The organism is Acidovorax kalamii (genome assembly GCF_002245625.1).
Taxonomy (GTDB): domain Bacteria; phylum Pseudomonadota; class Gammaproteobacteria; order Burkholderiales; family Burkholderiaceae_C; genus Acidovorax; species Acidovorax kalamii.
The window spans coordinates 51,325-70,946 of the sequence record NZ_NOIG01000011.1 but is presented as its reverse complement, the minus strand read 5'-3'; the positions used below and the strand labels follow the sequence as shown (position 1 = coordinate 70,946).

Annotated in this window: 16 protein-coding genes, 1 tRNA gene and 1 pseudogene; 6 read left to right on the top strand and 12 right to left on the bottom strand. The window is 65.7% G+C overall.

What is annotated here, in order from left to right; genetic code table 11:
* Positions 1-81: 81 nt before the first annotated feature.
* Positions 82-615, bottom strand: coding sequence for a 2'-5' RNA ligase family protein (locus tag CBY09_RS17125; protein ID WP_133066297.1), 534 nt, complete (start codon positions 613-615; stop codon positions 82-84).
* A 204-nt stretch (positions 616-819) separates the two neighbouring features.
* Here CBY09_RS17125 and CBY09_RS17120 point away from each other — a divergent pair, with 204 nt between their 5' ends.
* Positions 820-1,812, top strand: coding sequence for an NAD(P)-dependent alcohol dehydrogenase (locus CBY09_RS17120; protein ID WP_094290805.1), 993 nt, complete (start codon positions 820-822; stop codon positions 1,810-1,812).
* Between the two features lie 81 nt (positions 1,813-1,893).
* Here CBY09_RS17120 and CBY09_RS17115 read toward each other — a convergent pair whose 3' ends face one another.
* The 10 genes and pseudogenes from CBY09_RS17115 to CBY09_RS24300 form a co-directional block, all read right to left on the bottom strand.
* Complete coding sequence (locus CBY09_RS17115; protein ID WP_094290804.1) at positions 1,894-4,110, bottom strand: ATP-binding protein; 2,217 nt, start codon at positions 4,108-4,110, stop codon at positions 1,894-1,896.
* A complete protein-coding gene (locus CBY09_RS17110) occupies positions 4,095-5,366 on the bottom strand; it encodes a hypothetical protein (protein WP_094290803.1) in 1,272 nt (423 codons plus the stop codon). The genes CBY09_RS17115 and CBY09_RS17110 overlap by 16 nt, the downstream gene beginning before the upstream one ends.
* Positions 5,367-5,459: 93 nt before the next feature.
* On the bottom strand, positions 5,460-5,924 hold the full coding sequence (locus CBY09_RS17105; RefSeq protein WP_094290802.1) for a hypothetical protein: 465 nt from the start codon (positions 5,922-5,924) through the stop codon (positions 5,460-5,462).
* A 96-nt stretch (positions 5,925-6,020) separates the two neighbouring features.
* A complete protein-coding gene (locus tag CBY09_RS17100; protein ID WP_240515766.1) occupies positions 6,021-6,881 on the bottom strand; it encodes a hypothetical protein in 861 nt (286 codons plus the stop codon).
* 239 nt (positions 6,882-7,120) lie between these two features.
* Positions 7,121-7,738: a hypothetical protein gene (locus CBY09_RS17095; RefSeq protein WP_205734159.1), complete on the bottom strand. Its 618-nt coding sequence runs from the start codon at positions 7,736-7,738 to the stop codon at positions 7,121-7,123.
* A 116-nt stretch (positions 7,739-7,854) separates the two neighbouring features.
* Positions 7,855-9,501 carry an ABC transporter ATP-binding protein gene (locus CBY09_RS17090; protein ID WP_094290800.1) on the bottom strand — a complete coding sequence of 549 codons (1,647 nt, stop codon included), beginning with the start codon at positions 9,499-9,501 and terminating at the stop codon, positions 7,855-7,857.
* Complete coding sequence (locus CBY09_RS17085; RefSeq protein WP_205734158.1) at positions 9,498-10,553, bottom strand: ABC transporter permease; 1,056 nt, start codon at positions 10,551-10,553, stop codon at positions 9,498-9,500. The genes CBY09_RS17090 and CBY09_RS17085 overlap by 4 nt, the downstream gene beginning before the upstream one ends.
* A gap of 13 nt (positions 10,554-10,566) precedes the next feature.
* On the bottom strand, positions 10,567-11,595 hold the full coding sequence (locus tag CBY09_RS17080) for a microcin C ABC transporter permease YejB (protein WP_094290798.1): 1,029 nt from the start codon (positions 11,593-11,595) through the stop codon (positions 10,567-10,569).
* Between the two features lie 16 nt (positions 11,596-11,611).
* Positions 11,612-13,438: an extracellular solute-binding protein gene (locus tag CBY09_RS17075; protein WP_094290797.1), complete on the bottom strand. Its 1,827-nt coding sequence runs from the start codon at positions 13,436-13,438 to the stop codon at positions 11,612-11,614.
* A gap of 14 nt (positions 13,439-13,452) precedes the next feature.
* A pseudogene (locus tag CBY09_RS24300) lies at positions 13,453-13,644 on the bottom strand (hypothetical protein); the annotation flags it as partial.
* Here CBY09_RS24300 and fabI point away from each other — a divergent pair.
* Positions 13,552-14,343: an enoyl-ACP reductase FabI gene (gene fabI / locus CBY09_RS17070; protein ID WP_420807463.1), complete on the top strand. Its 792-nt coding sequence runs from the start codon at positions 13,552-13,554 to the stop codon at positions 14,341-14,343. The pseudogene CBY09_RS24300 and the gene fabI sit on opposite strands and share 93 nt — an antisense overlap.
* 134 nt (positions 14,344-14,477) lie before the next feature.
* On the top strand, positions 14,478-15,326 hold the full coding sequence (locus CBY09_RS17065) for a DNA ligase (RefSeq protein ID WP_165773935.1): 849 nt from the start codon (positions 14,478-14,480) through the stop codon (positions 15,324-15,326).
* A 120-nt stretch (positions 15,327-15,446) separates the two neighbouring features.
* On the opposite strand, the gene CBY09_RS17060 is transcribed toward CBY09_RS17065, so the two are convergent.
* Entirely contained in the window at positions 15,447-17,732 is a 2,286-nt protein-coding gene (locus CBY09_RS17060; RefSeq protein WP_094290794.1) for an arginine/lysine/ornithine decarboxylase, read from the bottom strand.
* 147 nt (positions 17,733-17,879) lie between these two features.
* Here CBY09_RS17060 and CBY09_RS17055 point away from each other — a divergent pair, with 147 nt between their 5' ends.
* The 3 genes from CBY09_RS17055 (at position 17,880) to CBY09_RS17045 (ending at position 19,446) form a co-directional block, all read left to right on the top strand.
* Positions 17,880-18,305 carry an NfeD family protein gene (locus tag CBY09_RS17055; RefSeq protein WP_094290793.1) on the top strand — a complete coding sequence of 142 codons (426 nt, stop codon included), beginning with the start codon at positions 17,880-17,882 and terminating at the stop codon, positions 18,303-18,305.
* Between the two features lie 51 nt (positions 18,306-18,356).
* On the top strand, positions 18,357-19,274 hold the full coding sequence (locus CBY09_RS17050) for an SPFH domain-containing protein (RefSeq protein WP_094290792.1): 918 nt from the start codon (positions 18,357-18,359) through the stop codon (positions 19,272-19,274).
* An 82-nt stretch (positions 19,275-19,356) separates the two neighbouring features.
* Positions 19,357-19,446: transfer RNA gene (locus CBY09_RS17045), tRNA-Ser, on the top strand.
* The last annotated feature ends 176 nt before the right edge of the window (positions 19,447-19,622 follow it).

Here is a 19,622-nt window from a genome sequence, read left to right as displayed (position 1 = left end):
TGGCGCCCCAAGAAAGCTACACATTTGATAGCTTAAAGCGCTTGATGGACGCGCGGCAACAGCCTTTTTCGCTTCAAAAAACTAGCCGATCAGTTCAAACTGCCCCCGGTGTTCGAACCGCCCGTCCACCACCTGCCCCACCCACAGCGCGGCCACCTGGCCCGGCACCGACACGCCCGCCTGATTGCGCGCGGCACACCATGCGCGCGCCTGGGGAGCGGACTCGAACGTGCCTACGGTGATGTGCGGGGTGTAAGGCAGGTCCAGACGCAGCGCGTCGGCCAGCGCGCTGGTGTAGAGCGCGTCGTGCAGCAGAGACAACGCGGCATAGCCTTCGTCCGGCACCAGATAGGCATGGGCACGCGGGCTGTGGGCGTCGGTGCCCAGCATGGCGTAGCGGCAGTGAAACGCGATGGGTGCCGTGCGCGCTGCCACCGCCGCCACATGGGCAAGGTAGGTGGCTGCGTCCACCGCGTTGCTGGCAAACACCAGCGTGAAGTGAGGGCGCACCAGCGCATGGCCGGTGGGGTCGTTGGCGGCGCGCCAGGTGTCGATGGCCAACATGTCCTCGGCGGCGCAGACGGGGTAGGCAACGGTGTAGAGCGTGGGGTGCACGGTGGGCCTTTGCAGCAATGAATCAATCAGTCAGTCAATCCAGCAGGCCGACAAGGGTAACGTGCAGTTGGGGCATGGTCACTGTCGGCCGCCCCTCCCACGGTCGGGTTGTGCGCGCCCCACCCGGCCGCCTAAGCTGCATGCAGGCACCTCCACCCCGCCCACCTCTTCGACTGCGCCACCGGGAGCCCTGCCTTGTTGCCCATGCACACACTCACCTTGCCCACGTCCACCACCATGCTCGCCTGGGTTTGCACCCGCTATGGCGGCACCGATGTGCTGCGGCTGCGCACACTGCCGCGCCCCGTGCCTGGCCCGCGGGATGTGCTGGTGCGGGTGCTGGCGGCCAGCGTGTCGTCGGCCGACATGCGCGTGCGCACCCAGAAGCTGCCGCGCGGGTTTGGCCTGCTGGGGCGGCTGGCGTTTGGCATCACGCGGCCGCGCCAGCCGGTGCTGGGCACTGATGTGGCAGGCGTGGTGGAGGCCGTGGGCCGTGCGGTGACCGGCTTTGCACCCGGCGATGCCGTGGTGGGTGTGGCGGGTGTGGCCATGGGCGGCCATGCCGAATACTGCCTGTTGCCCGGCACCCGGCCCCTGGTTCACAAGCCTGCTCGCCTGTCGTTTGTGGACGCGGCCTGCCTGCCGTTTGGTGGCTTGGCGGCACTGCACTTCTTGAACAAGGCAAACCTGCGTGCGGGCGAATCGCTGCTGGTGATTGGCGCGGCGGGCGCCGTGGGCAGCGCCATGGTGCAGCTGGCGCGGCACCGGGGCGCGCATGTCACGGCGGTGTGCAGCGGCGGCAATGTGGCGCTGGCGCGGGCGCTGGGTGCGCAGGCCGTGATCGACTACACCGAAGAGGACTTCACCCAGGACCCGCAGCAGTGGGACGTGGTGGCCGACACCGTGGGCGCGAGCAGCTTTGCCGCCTGCCTGCCGCGCCTGACAGAGCATGGCCGCTACCTGGCGGTGGCGGGCAGCCTGGCGCAGGTGCTGGCCCGGCCGCGCGGCACGCGCCGCAGCATTGGCGGCCCCGCGGCCGAACGGCCTGAGGATCTGCAGACCCTGATGGACCTGGCCCAGGCCGGTGTGCTGCGGCCGGTGCTGGACTGCGCCTACCCGTTTGCCGACCTGCCTGCGGCGCATGCGTATGTGGAGACAGGGCGCAAGCGCGGTGCGGTGGTGGTGGCGCTGCCGTGAACCCCAACGCCCACGGCACAAATTACTACCAAATAGATAGCTAAAAGCGCTTATCCATAGCGCGGAGACGGCCCTTTTTTCTCAAACTTTGGCATCGCTGCGCGCCAGCACGGCCAGCTCCTGGTGCAGCAGCAGTTCCACTTCCGCCGGTTCAAACTGGTCCTGCAGCAGCGGGATCGCAAAGCGGTATTCACCGCCTTCGTGCTTGCGCAGCACATAGGCCAGCTGCAGGCGTGCCAGCGACTGGCGCAGCGCCTGCGCGTCGCCCGCGATGCCGTGGCCTTGCAGCAGCTGGGCCAGGGCGACCAGGCTGGCCTGCCCGGCCTGGGCAGTGTGGTAGACCACGATGCGGTCGAGGCGGCAGGCCGCTTCGTCGTGGCTCAGACGGCCCCAGCCCGCCAAGGCATCCTGCACGGCCTGCGAGGCCAGGGCCTGGTCGAGATGGCGCTTTTCAATCACGCGCTCGCCGGGCGCCAGTGCCTCCAGGCACTCCTGGCACAGGATGGCGACCAGGTTGGCGCGCTGGCCGCTGGCGTCCACCAGGCGGTCCACCAGGCGCTCGTTGTCAAAACCCAGGCGCAGCTTGCGCAGCGGCTCTGTGGCCAGTTCGCGGCAGGCGCTGCGCTCCAGGCCGCCAATGGCCAGCACCTCGCCAAAGTTGCGCAGGGGGCTTTGGTAGTCGAGCACGGCCGTGGCATACAAATCCCAGAAGCCCGCGAGCATGAACCAGCAGCGGCCCTCTTCGCTGAGCGCGCGCAGGGTGGACAGCTGCACATAGCCGTTGGCCGATTCGTCACGGAAGAACAGGTCGGCCTCGTCGATGAGCAGCACCAGGCGCTTGCCCTGGTACTGCGCCTGCAGGTGGTCCACGATGGCTTCGAGCGGGGTATCGGCCGCCAGGCCAAACTGCAGCGCCATGCGCGGTGCCAGGCGGTGGTCGCGCAGCGAGACGTAGTGGCACACGGTGTGCGGGTGGCCCGCCATGCGACGCTGCACGGCCTTGAGCAGGCTGCTTTTACCCAGCTGGCGCCCGCCCACCACCAGGTAGTTGGCGGGCTCGCGGTTGATGACACGGGCGAGCAGCTGGGCGCGGCCAAAAAAGCCGCCCTCGCGCGTCACACCGCCGCGTGTCTGGTAGGGCGAGATGCGCGTGATGCGCAGTTGCGCGGCCAGCTGGCGCAGCAGCGCCTGCAGGGCCTCGCCACCAATCAGCCACTCGGTCTGCTGGGCGCTGTCCAGCATCACATGCAGGTTGGCGCGGTCGTCGGCATGGGCGCGCAGCAGGGGCCAGGGCGTGTCCACGCTGTGCTCGCACAGGATCAGCAGCACGTCGCTGCCGGTCTGAACGGCGCGCAGCTGGCGCAGCACGGTGGCTTCGTCGATGCCGGGCGTGGGCACAAACACCAGGCAGCGGTCCAGCGACACGGGCAGGTCGGGCGGGAACTGCCACTCAAACACTGCACCGGGCAGCGCCCAGTCGGTGCTGGGCTGGCAGCGGGCCGACACGCGCTCGGCCAGCGCGCGGGCCAGGGCCGGGGCGCGCTCGCCGCCCGTGGCCTGGGCACAGGCCACGGCGCGGCGCCAGTCCACCGTGCGGATGTCGGCGGCGAGCAGGGTGGCGTCCAGCCGCCGCAGCCAGCGCAGCAGGCGGTCGATCTGCGGCAGGCGCGCCAGCGGCGTGCGGCGCAGGCGTGCGGGGCGCAGCTGGCCCGCACCGATGAGCGGATGGCGCACCACCCACAGCACGGCGCCTGCCCCAAAAATCACGGCGCACCAGGCGATCAGCGAGCGCATCCAGCCAAACGGGTCGGCATCGGGCACTTGCGTGGGGCGCTCGAAATCGTCGGTGCTGCCCTCCAGGCAGTTGATGGGCAGGTAGCCCAGGGGGATGGGCGGCTTGCCGGGGCGGCAGGACCAGGTGGTGGTGCCGGGTTTCAGCTCCACCACCACCTGGGTGCCAGCGAGCTTGCCCAGATCGGGGTGCTGGGCGATGTCGGCCTGCAGCACATAGGGGCGCGGGGAGGTGACGCGCAACTGCGGCTGGGCCACCGGGGGCGCGTAGGCGTAAATGTCCTTGGGCCAGTGGCCCAGCTCGTTGTGCGCCTGCATCATCGCCACGCGCCACTGCACCAGCTCGCCCCACAACGGTCCCACGTTCATGGCCGCCATGAACCTGCCGCGCGTGGCCGGGTTGTGTTGGGGCGTGAACACCGCGCTGGCCACAAACAGGGTGACCAGCGCGATGACCACGGCGCGCACCACGGGTCTGGACAGCAGGGGCTTCAGTCCGCCGAGCATGAATCCAGCACCATGAAGCCCGCATCGCGGATGGTGGCGCAGCGCCAGTGCAGCCGCGCCGCATCGCCCGTGCCGCGCGCATGGATGAGGTTGCCCCAGAACAGGGTGCGCAGTTCATCGTCTTGCAGATAGGGCCGGGCGCGGCCCAGGTCGTCGGCCTGCAGCAGCTGCAACAGGCGCGCGCGGGTGGCGGGCGCCTGGGCCAGGGGCAAAAAGGTTTGCCACAGGCGCGGGCTGCTGGCCAGGTGGGTGCGCAGGGCGCTGGGTGGCGCATCGCCCTTGCCCCCTTTCTGGTCCATCCCCTGGTCCACCAGCCACTGCAGCCCCTCTTCAAACAACGCGGGGTGGCCGCCGCTGAGCGCCTGCAGATCGGCCACCACGGGCTCCGTCCAAGTGTGCTCGGGCCAGCGGTGGCGGGCCAGCTGCAGAAGGTCGTGCAGCGACGGGTCGGGCCAGTGGTTGACCTGCGCGATGTTGAGCAGCGAGAGATCGCCACTGCGGTACTTGAGGTCGGCCAGCGCCTCGCCGCCACACAGCAGCAGGTGCAGGCGGCCGCTGTGCATCTCGCTCAGGCTGCGCAAAATGCCCGCCAGGGTTTCGCGCAGCGCGGGTGTGCCCTGCTCAAAGCGGCTGACCAGGCAGAAGATGCGTTCGCCCGCCAGCAGGCGGCGCTCCAGCGCGGATTCAAACTCGTAGTCCGACGCCACGTCGCCCAGCCCACACTGGCGGCCGATGGCGGCGAAGTATTCGGCGGGCACGGTGCTCACGCTGTAGGGCGGCTGGATGTGCAGCACCGAGCCCTCGCCGTACTGCGCGCGGGCACGCTGCAGCAGCTCGTGCCGAAATGGCGGCTGCCCCCAGTGGGCGGGCGACAGCAGCAGCGAGATGGGGTATGGCACGGCCTGCGCGAGCTGGGCAAACAGCCGGTCCTGAAACGCCGCAAAGGGCTGCGCAGCGCCTGGGGCCACACCCGTGGCCCTGGCCTCGGCCCGCAGCGGGGCTTCGGCCTGCAGCGGAAACTCGGGCGCAAACCCTGCTGCGCTGAGCAGGCGGTTGGTCTCGCTCTCGGTCAGGCGCAGGTAGCGGGTGCAGGCCACCAGCTTGTCGCGCGAGCGCGGGTTGGGCACCGAGATGCCGTTGCGCCAGTTGTTCACCGCCTCGCGGCTCAGGCCGATTTCGGTGGCCACGCCGGAGGCGCTGGCGCGGATGCGGCGCATGTAGAGCGAGAGCAGGTCAGGAAAAGAATCTGTGGCCATGAACGGGGACAAGGAAGCGCAGCACAGCGCCGGGAGACGATCGAAAAAAGGAAGGCAATGCGCGGGCACCCAGGCTGCCCGGCCGCTACCCCGCTACAACAGCCCCTGCACCATGGGCCAGGCCTTGGCGCAACCCAGCCCGCAGGCCACCAGCACCGGGCTGTAGAGCACCACCACCCCGATCAGCGTCATCAGCCAGCCGGGCGATTCATCGTCCGCCTGCGCTGCGCCCGCAGCAGCGGCCCCACCGGCAGCCTCTGCGGTAGTCTCTGCCGAGCCTTCGCCCGCATCCCCGGTCACCTCCTGCACCAGCATCACAGCCACCAGCAGCAGAGCGGCGCCCAGCACGCCCATGTAGGCGTATTGCAGGCCGGGGCCTGCCAGCGGATAGAAATACCCGGCCAGCACCACGGCGGGCAGCACGAAGAAGCCGTGCATCTGCCAACGATGCCAGTCGATGCCCTCGTCTTTCTTGTCCAGCGCTCCCGTCACCAGCCGGTGGGTGATGGCCCCCAGCACGAAGATCAGCCCACCCCACCATTCGATCTCTGTCAGCATCGCTCACTCCCTCGTTGTTGCTTGTTTGTTTGTCTGCATGTCTGTTCTGTTGGGCTGTGTCGCGGGTCTTTGCCGCCCCGCCCGCCCTGCGCCGGGTCAGCCCGCCGCCGGTTGCACCGTGGCCGGGCCTGCAGGGTCGGCACCATCGCTGCCACCGGCAGCGTCGTCGTCATCGTCCCCATCGCCGCGCAGGTCCTTGTGCTCGCGCACCATGTAGAACAGCGGCAGCGCAATCGCGAGCACCAGGCCCAGGCCCAGCCACAGCCAGATGCCCTTGAACAGCAGCACCGTGACCACCGTGAACACGACGGCATGCAGCAGCCCCTTGAACCCCGCGCGCAGCAACAGCACCGCAATCAGGCCCTGCACTGGCGACTGGCCATTTTTGCCAAAGGTTTGAGCCAGGTCGATGAAGGCCTTCGCCGCCTCTTCGCCCTGCTTGCGGCGGTCGGCCTCATCCTTGCGCATCTTCGCCACGCTCATGGGCTTGGCCGGGTCGCGGGAGCAGGCATAGGGGTCGTCCTGCGCATCGTCGCCCCCATCCAGAGGCTCCACCACCGCGCGCCAGTCGGGGTGGGCACTGAAGAAGGCCTGGCGCCCCACCCACTGGCCCTGGTCGAAGTGCATGCGCTCGGTTTCGCCCACCTGGTCGTAGAACACCTCCAGCACCGCCGCCCGCAGGCCGTGGGCAAACAGGGTTTCCAGGGCGCGCAGGGGGAGGTCGTCGTGGGTACCCGTGTCAAAACACAGCAGCAGGTGGGTGGGTTTGGCCGCCACCTGCTGGTTGAACCATTCCCCATCCCACAGGTCGTCCAGGTCGGCCACGCCCAGCTCGCCGGCCCAGCGCTGTGCCTGTTCGGTGTTGCCCGCCACCAGGTACTGGTAGGCCAGTTGTGCTGTCTTGAGCTTGATGGGGCTGTCGAAGAAGAGCTGCAGGGTATGCGCGTTTTGTGACATGGTGTGGAGGGTGAAGTCGGCCCGTGTGAAAGTGCACGAATTGTTACCGCGCTGCGCGGGTTTGTTCTTCTCGGCGTTGTCCACCGCCCACACTGCGTGCGCATGCCGACCACCTCGCCACCTGACAGGGTGTCAACCGCTCCCGCGCAATCTCCCATGCGCCAGCACCATCCACCCGGTGCTCGGGTGGCCCGCACGGGCAGCCAATCCAGCTCTCTCCACTATCTCATCAATAGCAACTACTGCAGGTCCAGCAAGGTGATTTCGGCAAATGGCATGTGATGCATCAATTCGCGCAAGACGAGCAGGCTGGCTGCGAAGGCGGGGCTGGCGGGCAGGCCCTCGTGCGCGGCGGGGCGGCCTTGCGCCACTGCGGCCAGCCGGTTGAACAGCCGCTCCATGGCCTCCAGCGGCAGCACCCGGGCGGGCCCCGGCGAAATGCCTGCGAGGGTGGCGATCTCATGCAACGCCGGGTCGGTGGAGTACAGCTGGGCCGAGGCGCCCTCGGGCACCCATTGGCGGTGGCGCACATGGGCCGCATAGACCTCGTCTTCCACCGAGGCGATGGCGGTCTCCAGCTCCAGCGGCGTCGGCACGGCGCCACGGAAAAACGCCCGCGCCGTTTTCTGCTGGCCGAGCGCCAGCGTCAGCTGGGCCGAAGGCTGCGCGGGCCCCTGCCCCGTGGCCAGCACGCAGTGCTCGGGCCCCAGGTGCAGGGCGGTGATGCATTGGCCCTGGGCGGCCAGAGCGCGGGCCCGGCGGTAGACCTCGGCCAGATCCAAGGCGGTCGTAGTGTCGCCGTCTGGCGGCAGGGTGGGCGCTTGGGCGGGCATGGGTTCAGGCAGGGATGGGGGCATGGAGGCTCCGGCCAGAGTGCCCCGGCGGGTTGCAGGGGGTGAAGGCATCTTTCCACGGCCAGGGGGCATGCGCAACCGCATGCACGCATCCATGCGCGCAAGCCCTCCCCAGTCTGTCAGCCCGCAACGCCCGGTGCAATGGCAGCCGCCACCAGGCGCTGGGTGTAGGGGTGTTGCGGTGCGTCCAGCACCCCATTCACCGGGCCGCTTTCCAGCACGGCGCCATCCTTCATCACCAGCACATCGTGCGCCATGGCGCGGATCACATCCACATCGTGGGTGATGAGCAGGTAGCTCAGGCCCTTTTCTTTCTGCAGGCGCTGCAGCAGGCCCAGCACCTGCTGCTGGATGGTCACGTCGAGCGCGCTGGTGGGCTCGTCGAGCACCAGAACCTGCGGCTGCACGATGAGCGCCCGCGCAATGGCCAGGCGCTGGCGCTGGCCACCTGAAAACTCATGCGGGTAGCGCTCCAGCAGGCGCGGGTACTGCGCTTCGGTCAGGCCCACTTCGGCCAGCACTGCCTCGACACGCGTGCGGCGCTGGGCCACGGCGAGCGTGGGTTCGTGCACCTTCAGGCCCTCGCCCACGATCTCTTCGACCGTGAGCCGCGGTGAGAGGGAGGAGAACGGGTCTTGAAACACCACCTGCACCCGGCGGCGCAGTTGCTGGTTGCTGGGCGTATTGCGCATGGCGGGCTGCTGCCACGCCTGCCCGCCCACCTGCACTTGTCCTGCCGAAGGCAGCAGCCCCAGGATGGCCCCTGCCAGCGTGGACTTGCCGGAGCCGGATTCGCCCACCACACCCAGCGTCTGGCCGGGCAGCAGTTGCAGTGTGGCGCCCTGCACGGCCACAAACTCGCCTTTCTTGAACCAGCCCTTGATGCCTGGCAACGGCGTGGGGTAGACCACCCGCAGGTCTTGTGTCTGCACCACGGGCGCCGTGCCAGCAGGCGGGTCGGCCAGGGCCACATCGCGGCGCGGCTGGCTGGCGATCAGGCGGCGGGTGTACGCATGCTGGGGGGCACCAAACACTTCGGCCACCGGCCCCTGCTCTACCAGCACGCCCTGCTCCATCACGGCCACGCGGTCGGCAAAGCGGCGCACCAGGTTCAGGTCGTGCGTGATGAGCAGCACGGCCATGCCGGTCTGGCGCTGCAGGTCGCTCAGCAAATCCAGGATCTGCCCGCGCAGGCTCACATCCAGAGCCGTGGTGGGCTCGTCGGCCAGCAGCAGCTTGGGCGCGCTGGCCAGGGCCATGGCGATCATGGCGCGCTGGCGCTGGCCGCCGCTGAGCTGGTGCGGAAAGCTGTTGGCGCGGCGCGCGGGCTCGGGGATGCCGGTTTGCGCCAGCAGATCAATGGCCGCCTGTGCGCACTGGGCGCCCGTGAGACCGCGCTTGAGCAGCAGGATTTCGGCGATCTGCGCGCCAATCGTCATCAGCGGGTTGAGCGCCGTCATGGGCTCCTGGAACACCATGGCGATGTCGTCGCCGCGCACGCCGCGCATTTCGCGCTCGGTCAGCGCCAGCAGGTCGCCCCGGCCTTGCAGGTGAGCCTGCCCGGTGATGGCGGCATCGCCCACCAAGCGCAAAAGGCTCAAGGCGGTGATGGTCTTGCCCGAGCCGGACTCGCCCGCCAGCGCGAGCTTCTCGCCCGCAGCAATGTGGAGATTGACACCTCGCACCACCTCTTTGGGGCCGAAGCGCACATGCAGGTCCTGCACCTGCAGCAGGGGTGGATTGTTGGCCGATGGGGTTACGGTCACAGGTCGGCCTTTCTGGGGTCCAGCGCATCGCGCAGTGCGTCGCCCATGAAGGTGAGCAAGAGAAGGGTGGTGACCAGCACGCCAAAGGTCGAAAGCGAAATCCACCACGCGTCAATGCTGTTCTTGCCCTGGCTCAGCAATTCGCCCAGCGACGGTGTGCCGGGCGGCACCCCCAGGCCCAGAAAGTCGAGCGAGGTGAGCGCAAGGATGGCCGCACTCATGCGGAAGGGCAGGAAAGTGACCACGGGCGTGAGGCTATTGGGCAGGATGTGGCGCCAGATGATCTGCAGGTTGCCCACACCCAGGGCGCGTGCGGCCTTCACATAGTCAAGCTGGCGGTTGCGCAGGAACTCGGCGCGCACATAGTCAGACAGCCCCATCCAGCCAAACAGGCTCAGCAAAACAAGCAGCAGCGCAATGCTGGGCGCAAACACCGCGCTGAAGATGATGAGCAGGTACAGCTCGGGCATGGAGCCCCAGATCTCGATGAAGCGCTGGAACGCAAGATCGGTCTTGCCGCCAAAAAAACCCTGGAGGGCACCCGTGACCACGCCCAGCAGCACGCCGGTGATGGTGAGCGCCAGGCCAAACAGCACGCTCACCCGAAAGCCGTAGAGCAGCTGCGCCAGCAGGTCGCGCCCCCGGTCGTCCGTGCCCAGCCAGTTGTCGGCCGTGGGCGCCGAGGGGTTGGGCGCCTTGGCAAAGTAGTTGAGCGTGTTGGGGCCGTAGGGGTTCAGGGTGTACAGCGCCCAGTTGCTGCCGGTGCTCAACCGCTCCTTGATGAAGGGGTCGAGGTAGTCGGTGGGGGTTTCGAAGTCGCCCCCGAAGGTCTTCTCGGGGTAGTCCTTGAGCATGGGGAAATAGGTCTGCCCCTCGTAGCGCACGATGAGTGGCTTGTCGTTGCTGACCAGCTCGGCGCACAGGCTGACCAGCACCAGGGCACAAAAAATGATCAGACTCCAGTACCCCAGCCGGTTGCGCTTGAAGCGCAGCCAGGCACGGCGGGATGGGGAGAGTGAAATCGGGGCAGCAGCAGGACTCATCGGGGCCATCGGTGCGTTCGGGCTAGTCAAACTTCACGCGCGGGTCCACCCACACATAACAGAGGTCACTGATGAGCTTGGTCACCAGCCCGATCAGCGTGAACAGGTACAACGTGCCCAGCACTACGGGGTAGTCACGGCGGATCACGCTCTCGTAGCTGAGCAGGCCCAGCCCGTCGAGCGAGAACAGGGTTTCGATCAGCAGCGAGCCTGCAAAGAAAGCGCCGATGAACGCGGCCGGAAAGCCGGTAACGATGGGGATGAGCGCATTGCGAAACACATGCTTCCACAGCACCTGCCGCTCGGAGAGGCCCTTGGCACGGGCCGTGAGCACATACTGCTTGCGGATCTCTTCGAGGAACGCGTTCTTGGTCAGCATGGCCGTGACGGCAAAACTGCCCAGCACCATGGCCGTGACGGGCAGCGTGATGTGCCACAAATAGTCCACGATGCGCGCGCCCCAGGACAACTGCTCCCAGTTGGCCGACGTGAGCCCGCGCAGCGGGAACCACTGCAGCTGACCGCCAAAAATCACGAGCAGCGCCACGCCGAGCACGAAGCCCGGGATGGCGTAACCGACCAGGATGAGCAAGGTGGTGACCAGATCAAAGCGTGACCCCGCACGCACCGCCTTGGCCACGCCCAATGGCACAGCAACGAGGTAGCTGATGAAGAAGGTCCACAGGCCCAGGCTGATGGAGACAGGGAGCTTTTCCTTCACCAGCTGCCACACATCCTTGTTCTGGAAAAAGCTCTTGCCCAGATCAAACCGTGCGAACTGGGCCAGCATCTGCAGAAAACGCTCGTGCGCAGGCTTGTCAAATCCGTACAACGCCTTGATCTGCTCCAGCCGTTTGGGGTCCACACCCTGTGCACCTCGATAACTGAGCCCGCCCCCTTCAGCGCCACCACCCACCCCGGCCTTGGCCTCGGCCATGTACTGCTCCACAGGGCCACCGGGCACGAACTGGATCACCACAAAGGTCAACAAGAGCACGCCCAGCAGCGTAGGCAGCATGAGCAGGACCCGTTTGAGGATGTAAGCAAACATAGGGAGCGGTCTGTGGCTATTTCTTGTCCGGCGCGGTCTGTCGCGGAACACGCGCCCACCATGTGTCGATGACCCACCCTTCGCCGCTGGCGTAGGGCGGCACCGTAGCCGGTCGCTCCAGCCGCCAGGCGTTGTAGACCATGCGGTGTGTGCCGGCCGTCCACTGCGGAATCAGGTAGTGGCTGTGCGCAATGATGCGCTCCAGCGCGTGGCAGGCGGGCAGCAATTGCGCCTCGGTCTTCGCAGAAGTCATGGCTTTGACCATGGCGTCCACTGCCGGGCTCTTGACGCCCGCATAGTTGCCGGAATCCTCCGTATCGGCCGCCTGGCTGCCGAACATGTCAGCAAATTCCTGGCCTGGGTTGTTGGTACCCTGGTACGCGATCGAGGTGATGTCGAAATCGAACTTCTGCAGCCGCTGCTGGTACAGCGCGAAGTCCACCGACCGGAAGCGCAGGGTGATGCCGATCTTTTCGAGATTGCGCATCCAGGGGGTGATGGTACGCACCCCCCCTTCGTTACTGTCCATGTACTCCAGCACCATCGCCTCGCCCTTCGCGTTGCGCAAGGCACCGTCACGCACTTCCCAGCCAGCCTCTTTGAGCAGGGCCTGTGCGCGTCGCAGGTTGGCGCGCAGTGACGAATCGCCGTCGGTGCGGGGGGGCACGGTCATGGGGCCAAAGGCAGCGGCAGGAATGTCTTTGCGGTAGGGCTCCATCAGCGCGAGTTCCTCGGGCGACGGGCTGCCCTTGGTTTCGCACGCAGTGTTGCCAAACAGGCCGTTCACACGCTGGTAGGCGCCGTAGAACATCTGGCGGTTCATCCACTCATAGTCCAGAGCCAGGCCCAAGGCCTCCCGCACGCGCACATCCTGCAGCAGCGGGCGGCGGGTGTTGAGCACGTAGCTCTGAAAACCCGACGGCAGTTTGTGTTTGAACTCGCCCTTGACCAGCTCACCAGTGTCGAACTTCCTGCCCGTGACGCGGCGGGCCCAGTCGCCCGCACTGAAGAAACGCATCAGATCGAACTCACCCGCCTTCAGGGCCTCCAGCCGCGCGGTGTTGTCCTTGTAGATCTTGACCAGGACGTTGTCGAAATTGGCGGTACCCCTGCGCGCGTTCAGGTCGCGTGCCCAGTACTGCGGGTCACGCACATAGGTGATGTCCTTGCCGAAACGTACGGGCCCAATCTTGTAGGGACCACTACCGATGGGGATATCCATCACCACCTGGTCAAAAGGCTTGGCCTTGCCGTTTTCCACACCCCAGTCGCGGCTGAACACCGGTAGCCCGCCCACGGTCAAGGGCAGCTCACGGTTGGGCTGTTTGAAGCGATAACGCACGGTGCGGTCATTGACTACATCCACACCCGCCACTTCGATAAGCAGCGTCTTGTAGGCGGGCGATGTGAAAGGGCCAACCAACGTGTCGTAACTGTGTTTTACGTCCTGGGCCAACACCGGCTTGCCATTGTGGAACCGCGCCTCGGGTCGCAAGCGGAAGGTGGCGGACAACCCATCAGGGGCAACTTCCACATCTTCTGCCAGCAGGCCGTAGCCCGTCGCGGTCTCGTCCATGGAGCCCACCAGCAGTGAGTCGAACATCAGCGACGACAGGTACGCTGGCGCGTTGCCTTTGATGGTGAACGGGTTGTACTTATCAAAGGTGGAGACACGCAGGTTGCTGACCAGCCGCAGCTCTCCGCCTTTCGGCGCATCAGGGTTCACGTAGGCAAAGTGCGCAAACCCAGCGGGATAACGCGGCTCGCCCCACAGAGCATACCCATGCGCAGCCCACACAGGAGTCGCACACCCCATCAGCAAAAAAGTCAGCCAGAACCGCATGCGACAATTCTGCACTACGTTCGCCGGCCTACGTGGCACCCAGCGCATACCCCTATGCCCTCGCCCGCCGGCCCACATTCCGCTATTCCAAAAGGAGATTGAACATGGGTTTTCTGACCGGCAAGAAGCTGCTCATCACGGGTGTTTTGTCCAACCGCTCCATCGCCTACGGCATCGCCAAGGCCTGCCACGAACAAGGCGCCGAGCTGGCGTTCAGCTACGTGGGCGAGCGCTTCAAGGACCGTATCACCGACTTTGCGGCAGAGTTCAACTCCCAGCTAGTGTTTGACTGCGACGTGGCCAGCGACGAGCAGATCGAGCGCATGTTTGCCGAACTGTCGCAGACCTGGCCGAAGTTCGACGGCTTTGTGCACAGCATCGGCTTTGCACCGCGCGAAGCGATTGCGGGCAACTTCCTCGACGGCCTGAGCCGCGAAGGCTTCCGCATTGCGCACGACATCAGCGCCTACAGCTTCCCGGCCATGGCCAAGGCCGCCCTGCCCTACCTGAACGACAAGTCGTCGCTGCTGACCCTGAGCTACCTGGGCGCGCTGCGCTCCATCCCCAACTACAACACCATGGGCCTGGCCAAGGCCAGCCTGGAGGCCAGCGTGCGCTACCTGGCTGAGGCTGTGGGCCGCACCGAAGACGGCCGCAGCATCCGAGCCAACGGCATCAGCGCGGGCCCCATCAAGACGCTGGCTGCGAGCGGCATCAAGGACTTCGGCAAGCTGCTGTCCCGCGTGGCCGACGCCTCGCCCCTGCGCCGCAATGTGACGATTGAAGACGTGGGCAATGTGGCGGCCTTCCTGCTGTCCGACCTGGCCTCGGGCATGACCGCCGAGATCACCTACGTGGATGGCGGCTTCAGCCAGACGGCGGGCCTGTCTGCCGACCAGGTCTGAGCGCACCGCACCCCGGACACCCTGCGGACCACACCGAAATATTGAACAAAATGGCTGCTACCGCGCATCCATCATGCGCAATCAGCTATATTTTCAATAGCAAACTAACCCGCAGGCATTGGCTGGGCCTGGGGATGCTGGGCCTGCTGCCTGTCGCCATGACAGTGCACGCAGCCGATGCCCCCGCCCTGCTGCTGGCCAATGTGTACCGCCCCGGCATGCCGCTGGCCGACTACTGGGTAAGCGAGAAGTACGACGGCGTGCGGGGCTACTGGGACGGCTACACGCTGCGCACACGCGGCGGTGAAACGGTGGCCGCGCCCGCCTGGTTCACCGCAGGCTGGCCCGCCACGCCCATGGATGGCGAGCTGTGGGCGGGGCGAGGCCGTTTTGCGCATGCCCAGTCCACCACACGCCAGCAGCAGCCGGACGATGCGGCCTGGCGGCAGATGCGCTTCATGGTGTTTGACCTGCCCACCCAGGGCGGCCCGTTTGACGAACGCCTGCCCGCACTGAAGGCCCTGGTCGCACAGATCCACCAGCCCTGGGTTCAGGCCGTGCCGCAACAGCGCGTGGCGACCGATGCCGCCCTGCAAGCCCTGCTGCAGCGCACGGTGCGCGCGGGCGGCGAGGGGCTGATGCTGCACAAGGGCAGCTCGCTGTACCGCTCTGGCCGCAGCGACGATCTCATCAAGCTCAAGACCCACGAAGACACCGAGGCGCTGGTGGTCGGCCACCTGCCAGGCAAGGGCAAGCATGCCGGGCGGCTGGGTGCGCTGCTGTTGGAGATGCCCTCAGGCCAGCGTTTCAGGCTGGGCGCAGGACTGAGCGATGCCGACCGCGCCGACCCACCGCCCATTGGCAGCTGGGTGACCTACCGCTTTCGCGGCACACACGACGGCGGCCTGCCGCGTTTTGCGAGCTTTGTGCGGGTGCGGCTGGACTCGCCGGCTGCCACGACTCCCACAACAGCCGTACGCTGATCCACTATCAAAAAAATAGCTACCGGCGCTTTATGAACAAGCGCTGGTAGCCTTTTTTGACTCAATTCCCCCCCACCAAGCCCAGGCAGCGATGGGGGCATGAGCGGGCTGTGGGCGGGCTCAGAGCTTGCCCGCGACGCAGTCGGCGTAGTAGCGCACCTGGCCGCTCTCGTCTTCCACCTCCACCAGGCCGTGGATGTCGGTTTCGAAACCCGGGCACAGCTTGGCGAACTCGCGCGCGAACTTGAGGTAGTCCACGATCTTCTTGTTGAACACCTCGCCGGGAATCAGCAGCGGAATGCCTGGGGGGTACGGCGTGACCAGGCCCACGGTGATGCGGCCTTCGAGGTGGTCAATCTCGACGCGCTCCGTCGTGCGATGCGCAATGTGCGCGTAGGCGTCCGAGGGCTTCATGGCGGGCGTGAGGTCCGACAGGTACATCTCGGTCGTCAGGCGCGCGATGTCGTACTTGGCGTACATCTCGTGCACATGCTGGCATAGGTCGCGCAGGCCCATGCGCTCGTAGCGCTTGTGCTGCTGGCAGAACTCCGGAAGGATGCGCCACATGGGCTGGTTCTTCTCGTAGTCGTCCTTGAACTGCTGCAGCGCCGTCAGCAGCGTATTCCAGCGGCCCTTGGTGATGCCGATCGTGAACATGATGAAGAAGCTGTACAGGCCCGTCTTCTCCACCACCACGCCGTGCTCGGCCAGGTACTTGGTCACGATGGACGCAGGAATGCCGGTCTTGTCGAACTTGCCGTCCAGGTTCAGGCCGGGCGTGACGATGGTGGACTTGATCGGGTCCAGCATGTTGAAGCCATCGGCCAGCTGGCCGAAGCCGTGCCACTTGCTGCCGTTCTTCTTGCCTTTGCCGTCGCTGCGGATGATCCAGTCCTCGGCACGGCCCAGGCCCTCGTCCACCAACTTGTCGGGGCCCCAGACCTTGAACCACCAGTCGTTCTTGCCGAAGTCTTCTTCCACCTGGCGCATGGCACGGCGGAAGTCCAGGGCTTCGAGCAGGCTTTCCTCCACCAGTGCGGTGCCGCCGGGCGGCTCCATCATGGCGGCGGCCACGTCGCAGCTGGCGATGATGCTGTACTGCGGCGATGTGGACGTGTGCATCAGGTAGGCCTCATTGAAGAGGTGCCTGTCGAGCTTGGCGGTCTGCGAGTCCTGCACCAGCACATGCGATGCCTGGCTGATGCCGGCCAGCAGCTTGTGGATGGACTGCGTCGCATACGTCACCGAATACTTGGGACGCGTGCGCTTCTTGCCCATGGCGTGGTAGCTGCCATAGAACGGGTGAAAAGCCGCGTGCGGCAGCCAGGCCTCGTCGAAGTGCAGGTTGTCCACGTAGCCATCGAGCATGCCCTTGATGGTCTCGGTGTTGTAGAGCACGCCGTCGTAGGTGCTCTGCGTGAGCGTGAGCACGCGCGGCTTGACCTTTTTCGCGTCCACGCCCTTGAGCAGCGGGTTGGCCTTGATCTTGGCCTGGATGGCAGCGGGTTCGAACTCGCTTTGCGGGATGGGCCCGATGATGCCGAAATGGTTGCGCGTGGGCTTCATGAACACGGGGATGGCCCCGGTCATGATGATGCTGTGCAGGATGGACTTGTGGCAGTTGCGGTCCACCACCACCACGTCACCCGGGGCCACGGTGTGGTGCCACACCATCTTGTTGGACGTGGACGTGCCGTTGGTCACAAAGAAGCAGTGGTCGGCATTGAAGATGCGCGCGGCATTGCGCTCCGATTCGCCAATGGCGCCGTTGTGGTCCAGCAGCTGACCCAGTTCTTCCACCGCGTTGCACACGTCGGCACGCAGCATGTTTTCGCCATAGAACTGGTGGTACATCTGGCCCACAGGGCTCTTCAAAAACGCCACGCCGCCCGAGTGGCCGGGGCAGTGCCAGCTGTACGAGCCGTCTTCGGCGTAGTCCAGCAGCGCCTTGAAGAACGGCGGCTGCACGCTTTCGAGGTAGCTCTTGGCTTCGCGGATGATGTGGCGCGCCACGAATTCGGGGGTGTCCTCGAACATGTGGATGAAGCCGTGCAGCTCGCGCAGGATGTCGTTGGGCAGGTGGCGGCTGGTCTTGGTCTCGCCGTGCACGTAGATGGGCACATCGGCGTTCTTGCGGCGCACCTCGCCGATGAAGTTGCGCAGGCTCAGAACGATCGGGTCCAGCCCCTCGCCCACAGTGAACTCTTCATCGTCGATGGACAAAATGAATGCGCTGGCGCGGCTTTGCTGCTGCGCAAATTGGGACAAATCCCCATAGCTGGTGACCCCGACCACCTCAAAGCCCTCAGCCTCAATGGCCTGCGCCAGGGCGCGGATACCCAGACCCGAGGTGTTCTCGGAACGATAGTCTTCATCGATGATGATGATGGGAAAGCGAAACTTCATGCGCAGCCTCCAAGGAGCCGTGGCCTGCCCGGCCAAAAAACGAAATAGGCGCGAAGTGTAAGGAATAACGTTGACGCGCCTTTGAACTGCCACCCTTTTGACCCAGAATGTGGTGCACTAAACACAACCGACCCAAGGAGGTTCAGCATGGAGGCATCCACCATCTGGTGGCTGGCAGCGGGGGCCGTGGTCGTTGCGGAGCTGCTTACCGGGACGTTTTATCTGCTGATGGTGGCCGTCGGCCTCGCAGCTGCAGCTTTGGCAGCCCATCTGGGACTGCCTATCGCGGCTCAACTGGTGGCGGCGGCCTTGGTGGGCGGCGGCGCTGTGGTGGGCTGGTACTACCTCAAGAAAAAGCGGCCTGGAGACCCTTCCGCCCGCGCCGACCGCAGCGTGAATCTGGATGTGGGAGAAACCATCCTGATCGAGGGCTGGAACCCCGATGGAACCACCACCGTGAAGTACCGGGGCGCAACCTGGATCGCCATCCACCGTCCTGGCGTCACGCCCTCCACCGGGATGCACCGGGTGGCGGAATTGGTGGGCAATCGCCTTCTGGTGGATCCACTCTAGAGATCGACCACCGCTTTAGCTTTACAGATCACAAGAAAAGAGAGGTTTCTCATGGAAGTCGCCATCGTCATTCTCATCATTGCCGTGATATTCATCGCACGCTCCGTCAAGGTCGTGCCCCAGCAAAACGCCTGGGTCAAGGAGCGGCTGGGCAAATACGCCGGCACCCTCACGCCGGGCCTGAACTTTCTGGTGCCGTTTGTGGACAAGGTAGCCTACAAACACAGCCTCAAGGAAATCCCTCTCGACGTGCCCAGCCAGGTCTGCATCACACGCGACAACACACAGCTGCAGGTGGACGGCATCCTGTACTTCCAGGTCACCGACCCCATGCGCGCCAGCTACGGCTCCAGCAACTACATCATGGCCGTCACGCAACTGGCCCAGACCTCGCTGCGCTCCGTGATCGGCAAGCTGGAGTTGGACAAGACCTTCGAGGAGCGCGACATCATCAACGCCCAGGTCGTGCAGGCCATCGACGAAGCTGCGCTGAACTGGGGCGTGAAGGTGCTGCGCTACGAAATCAAGGACCTGACTCCTCCTAAGGAAATCCTGCACGCCATGCAGGCTCAGATCACCGCTGAGCGCGAAAAGCGTGCGCTGATTGCTGCCTCCGAAGGCCGCCGACAGGAACAGATCAACATTGCCACCGGCGAGCGCGAAGCCTTCATCGCCCGCTCCGAAGGGGAAAAACAGGCTGTCATCAACAAGGCCATCGGCGAGGCCGAATCCATCCGCGCCGTGGCCCAGGCTACCGCAGAGGCCATCGAGCGCGTGGCCACCGCCATCCGCCAGCCCGGCGGTGAACAGGCCGTGCAGCTCAAGGTCGCAGAAAAGGCCGTGGACGCCTACAGCCAGGTCGCGTCCGACGCCACCACCACGCTCATCGTGCCCAGCAACATGACCGAGGTATCGGCCCTGATCGGCTCGGCCATGAAGATGGTGCAGGCGTCGCAGAAGGCAGGCTAAAAACGGACCAGCACCTTTTTTTGCCGCCAACCCCGCCACCGGCCCAGATAGACGCAATCCTGTGGCTATAATCGAGGGCTTCGGAGAGGTGGATGAGCGGTTTAAGTCGCACGCCTGGAAAGCGTGTGTGGGCTAATCCCCACCGCGGGTTCGAATCCCGCCCTCTCCGCCATATGCAAACATTCAGAGCACTTCCATTGCTTTGAAAGCGCCAAAAAAATCCCCGCATGCCGGGGATTTTTCATTTGTGCTGCCTACATTTCGCCGCAGCCAATCACCCAATCGCCAATACGCAGCACGCCCGTGGATCAGCGCATTCGCCTGCACGGGCCCGCGGCACATGCCCGG

Bases quoted from the DNA above. Each gene is read 5' to 3' on its own strand.
- CBY09_RS17085 (WP_205734158.1), bottom strand. From the start codon at position 10,553: ATGGCCCCGATGAGTCCTGCTGCTGCCCCGATTTCACTCTCCCCATCC.
- CBY09_RS17080 (WP_094290798.1), bottom strand. From the start codon at position 11,595: ATGTTTGCTTACATCCTCAAACGGGTCCTGCTCATGCTGCCTACGCTG.
- CBY09_RS17060 (WP_094290794.1), bottom strand. From the start codon at position 17,732: ATGAAGTTTCGCTTTCCCATCATCATCATCGATGAAGACTATCGTTCC.
- CBY09_RS17050 (WP_094290792.1), top strand. From the start codon at position 18,357: ATGGAAGTCGCCATCGTCATTCTCATCATTGCCGTGATATTCATCGCA.
- CBY09_RS17115 (WP_094290804.1), bottom strand. From the start codon at position 4,110: ATGCTCGGCGGACTGAAGCCCCTGCTGTCCAGACCCGTGGTGCGCGCC.
- CBY09_RS17075 (WP_094290797.1), bottom strand. From the start codon at position 13,438: ATGCGGTTCTGGCTGACTTTTTTGCTGATGGGGTGTGCGACTCCTGTG.
- CBY09_RS17120 (WP_094290805.1), top strand. From the start codon at position 820: ATGCACACACTCACCTTGCCCACGTCCACCACCATGCTCGCCTGGGTT.
- CBY09_RS17065 (WP_165773935.1), top strand. From the start codon at position 14,478: ATGCTGGGCCTGCTGCCTGTCGCCATGACAGTGCACGCAGCCGATGCC.
- CBY09_RS17110 (WP_094290803.1), bottom strand. From the start codon at position 5,366: ATGGCCACAGATTCTTTTCCTGACCTGCTCTCGCTCTACATGCGCCGC.
- CBY09_RS17095 (WP_205734159.1), bottom strand. From the start codon at position 7,738: ATGCCCCCATCCCTGCCTGAACCCATGCCCGCCCAAGCGCCCACCCTG.
- CBY09_RS17105 (WP_094290802.1), bottom strand. From the start codon at position 5,924: ATGCTGACAGAGATCGAATGGTGGGGTGGGCTGATCTTCGTGCTGGGG.
- CBY09_RS17100 (WP_240515766.1), bottom strand. From the start codon at position 6,881: ATGTCACAAAACGCGCATACCCTGCAGCTCTTCTTCGACAGCCCCATC.
- CBY09_RS17055 (WP_094290793.1), top strand. From the start codon at position 17,880: ATGGAGGCATCCACCATCTGGTGGCTGGCAGCGGGGGCCGTGGTCGTT.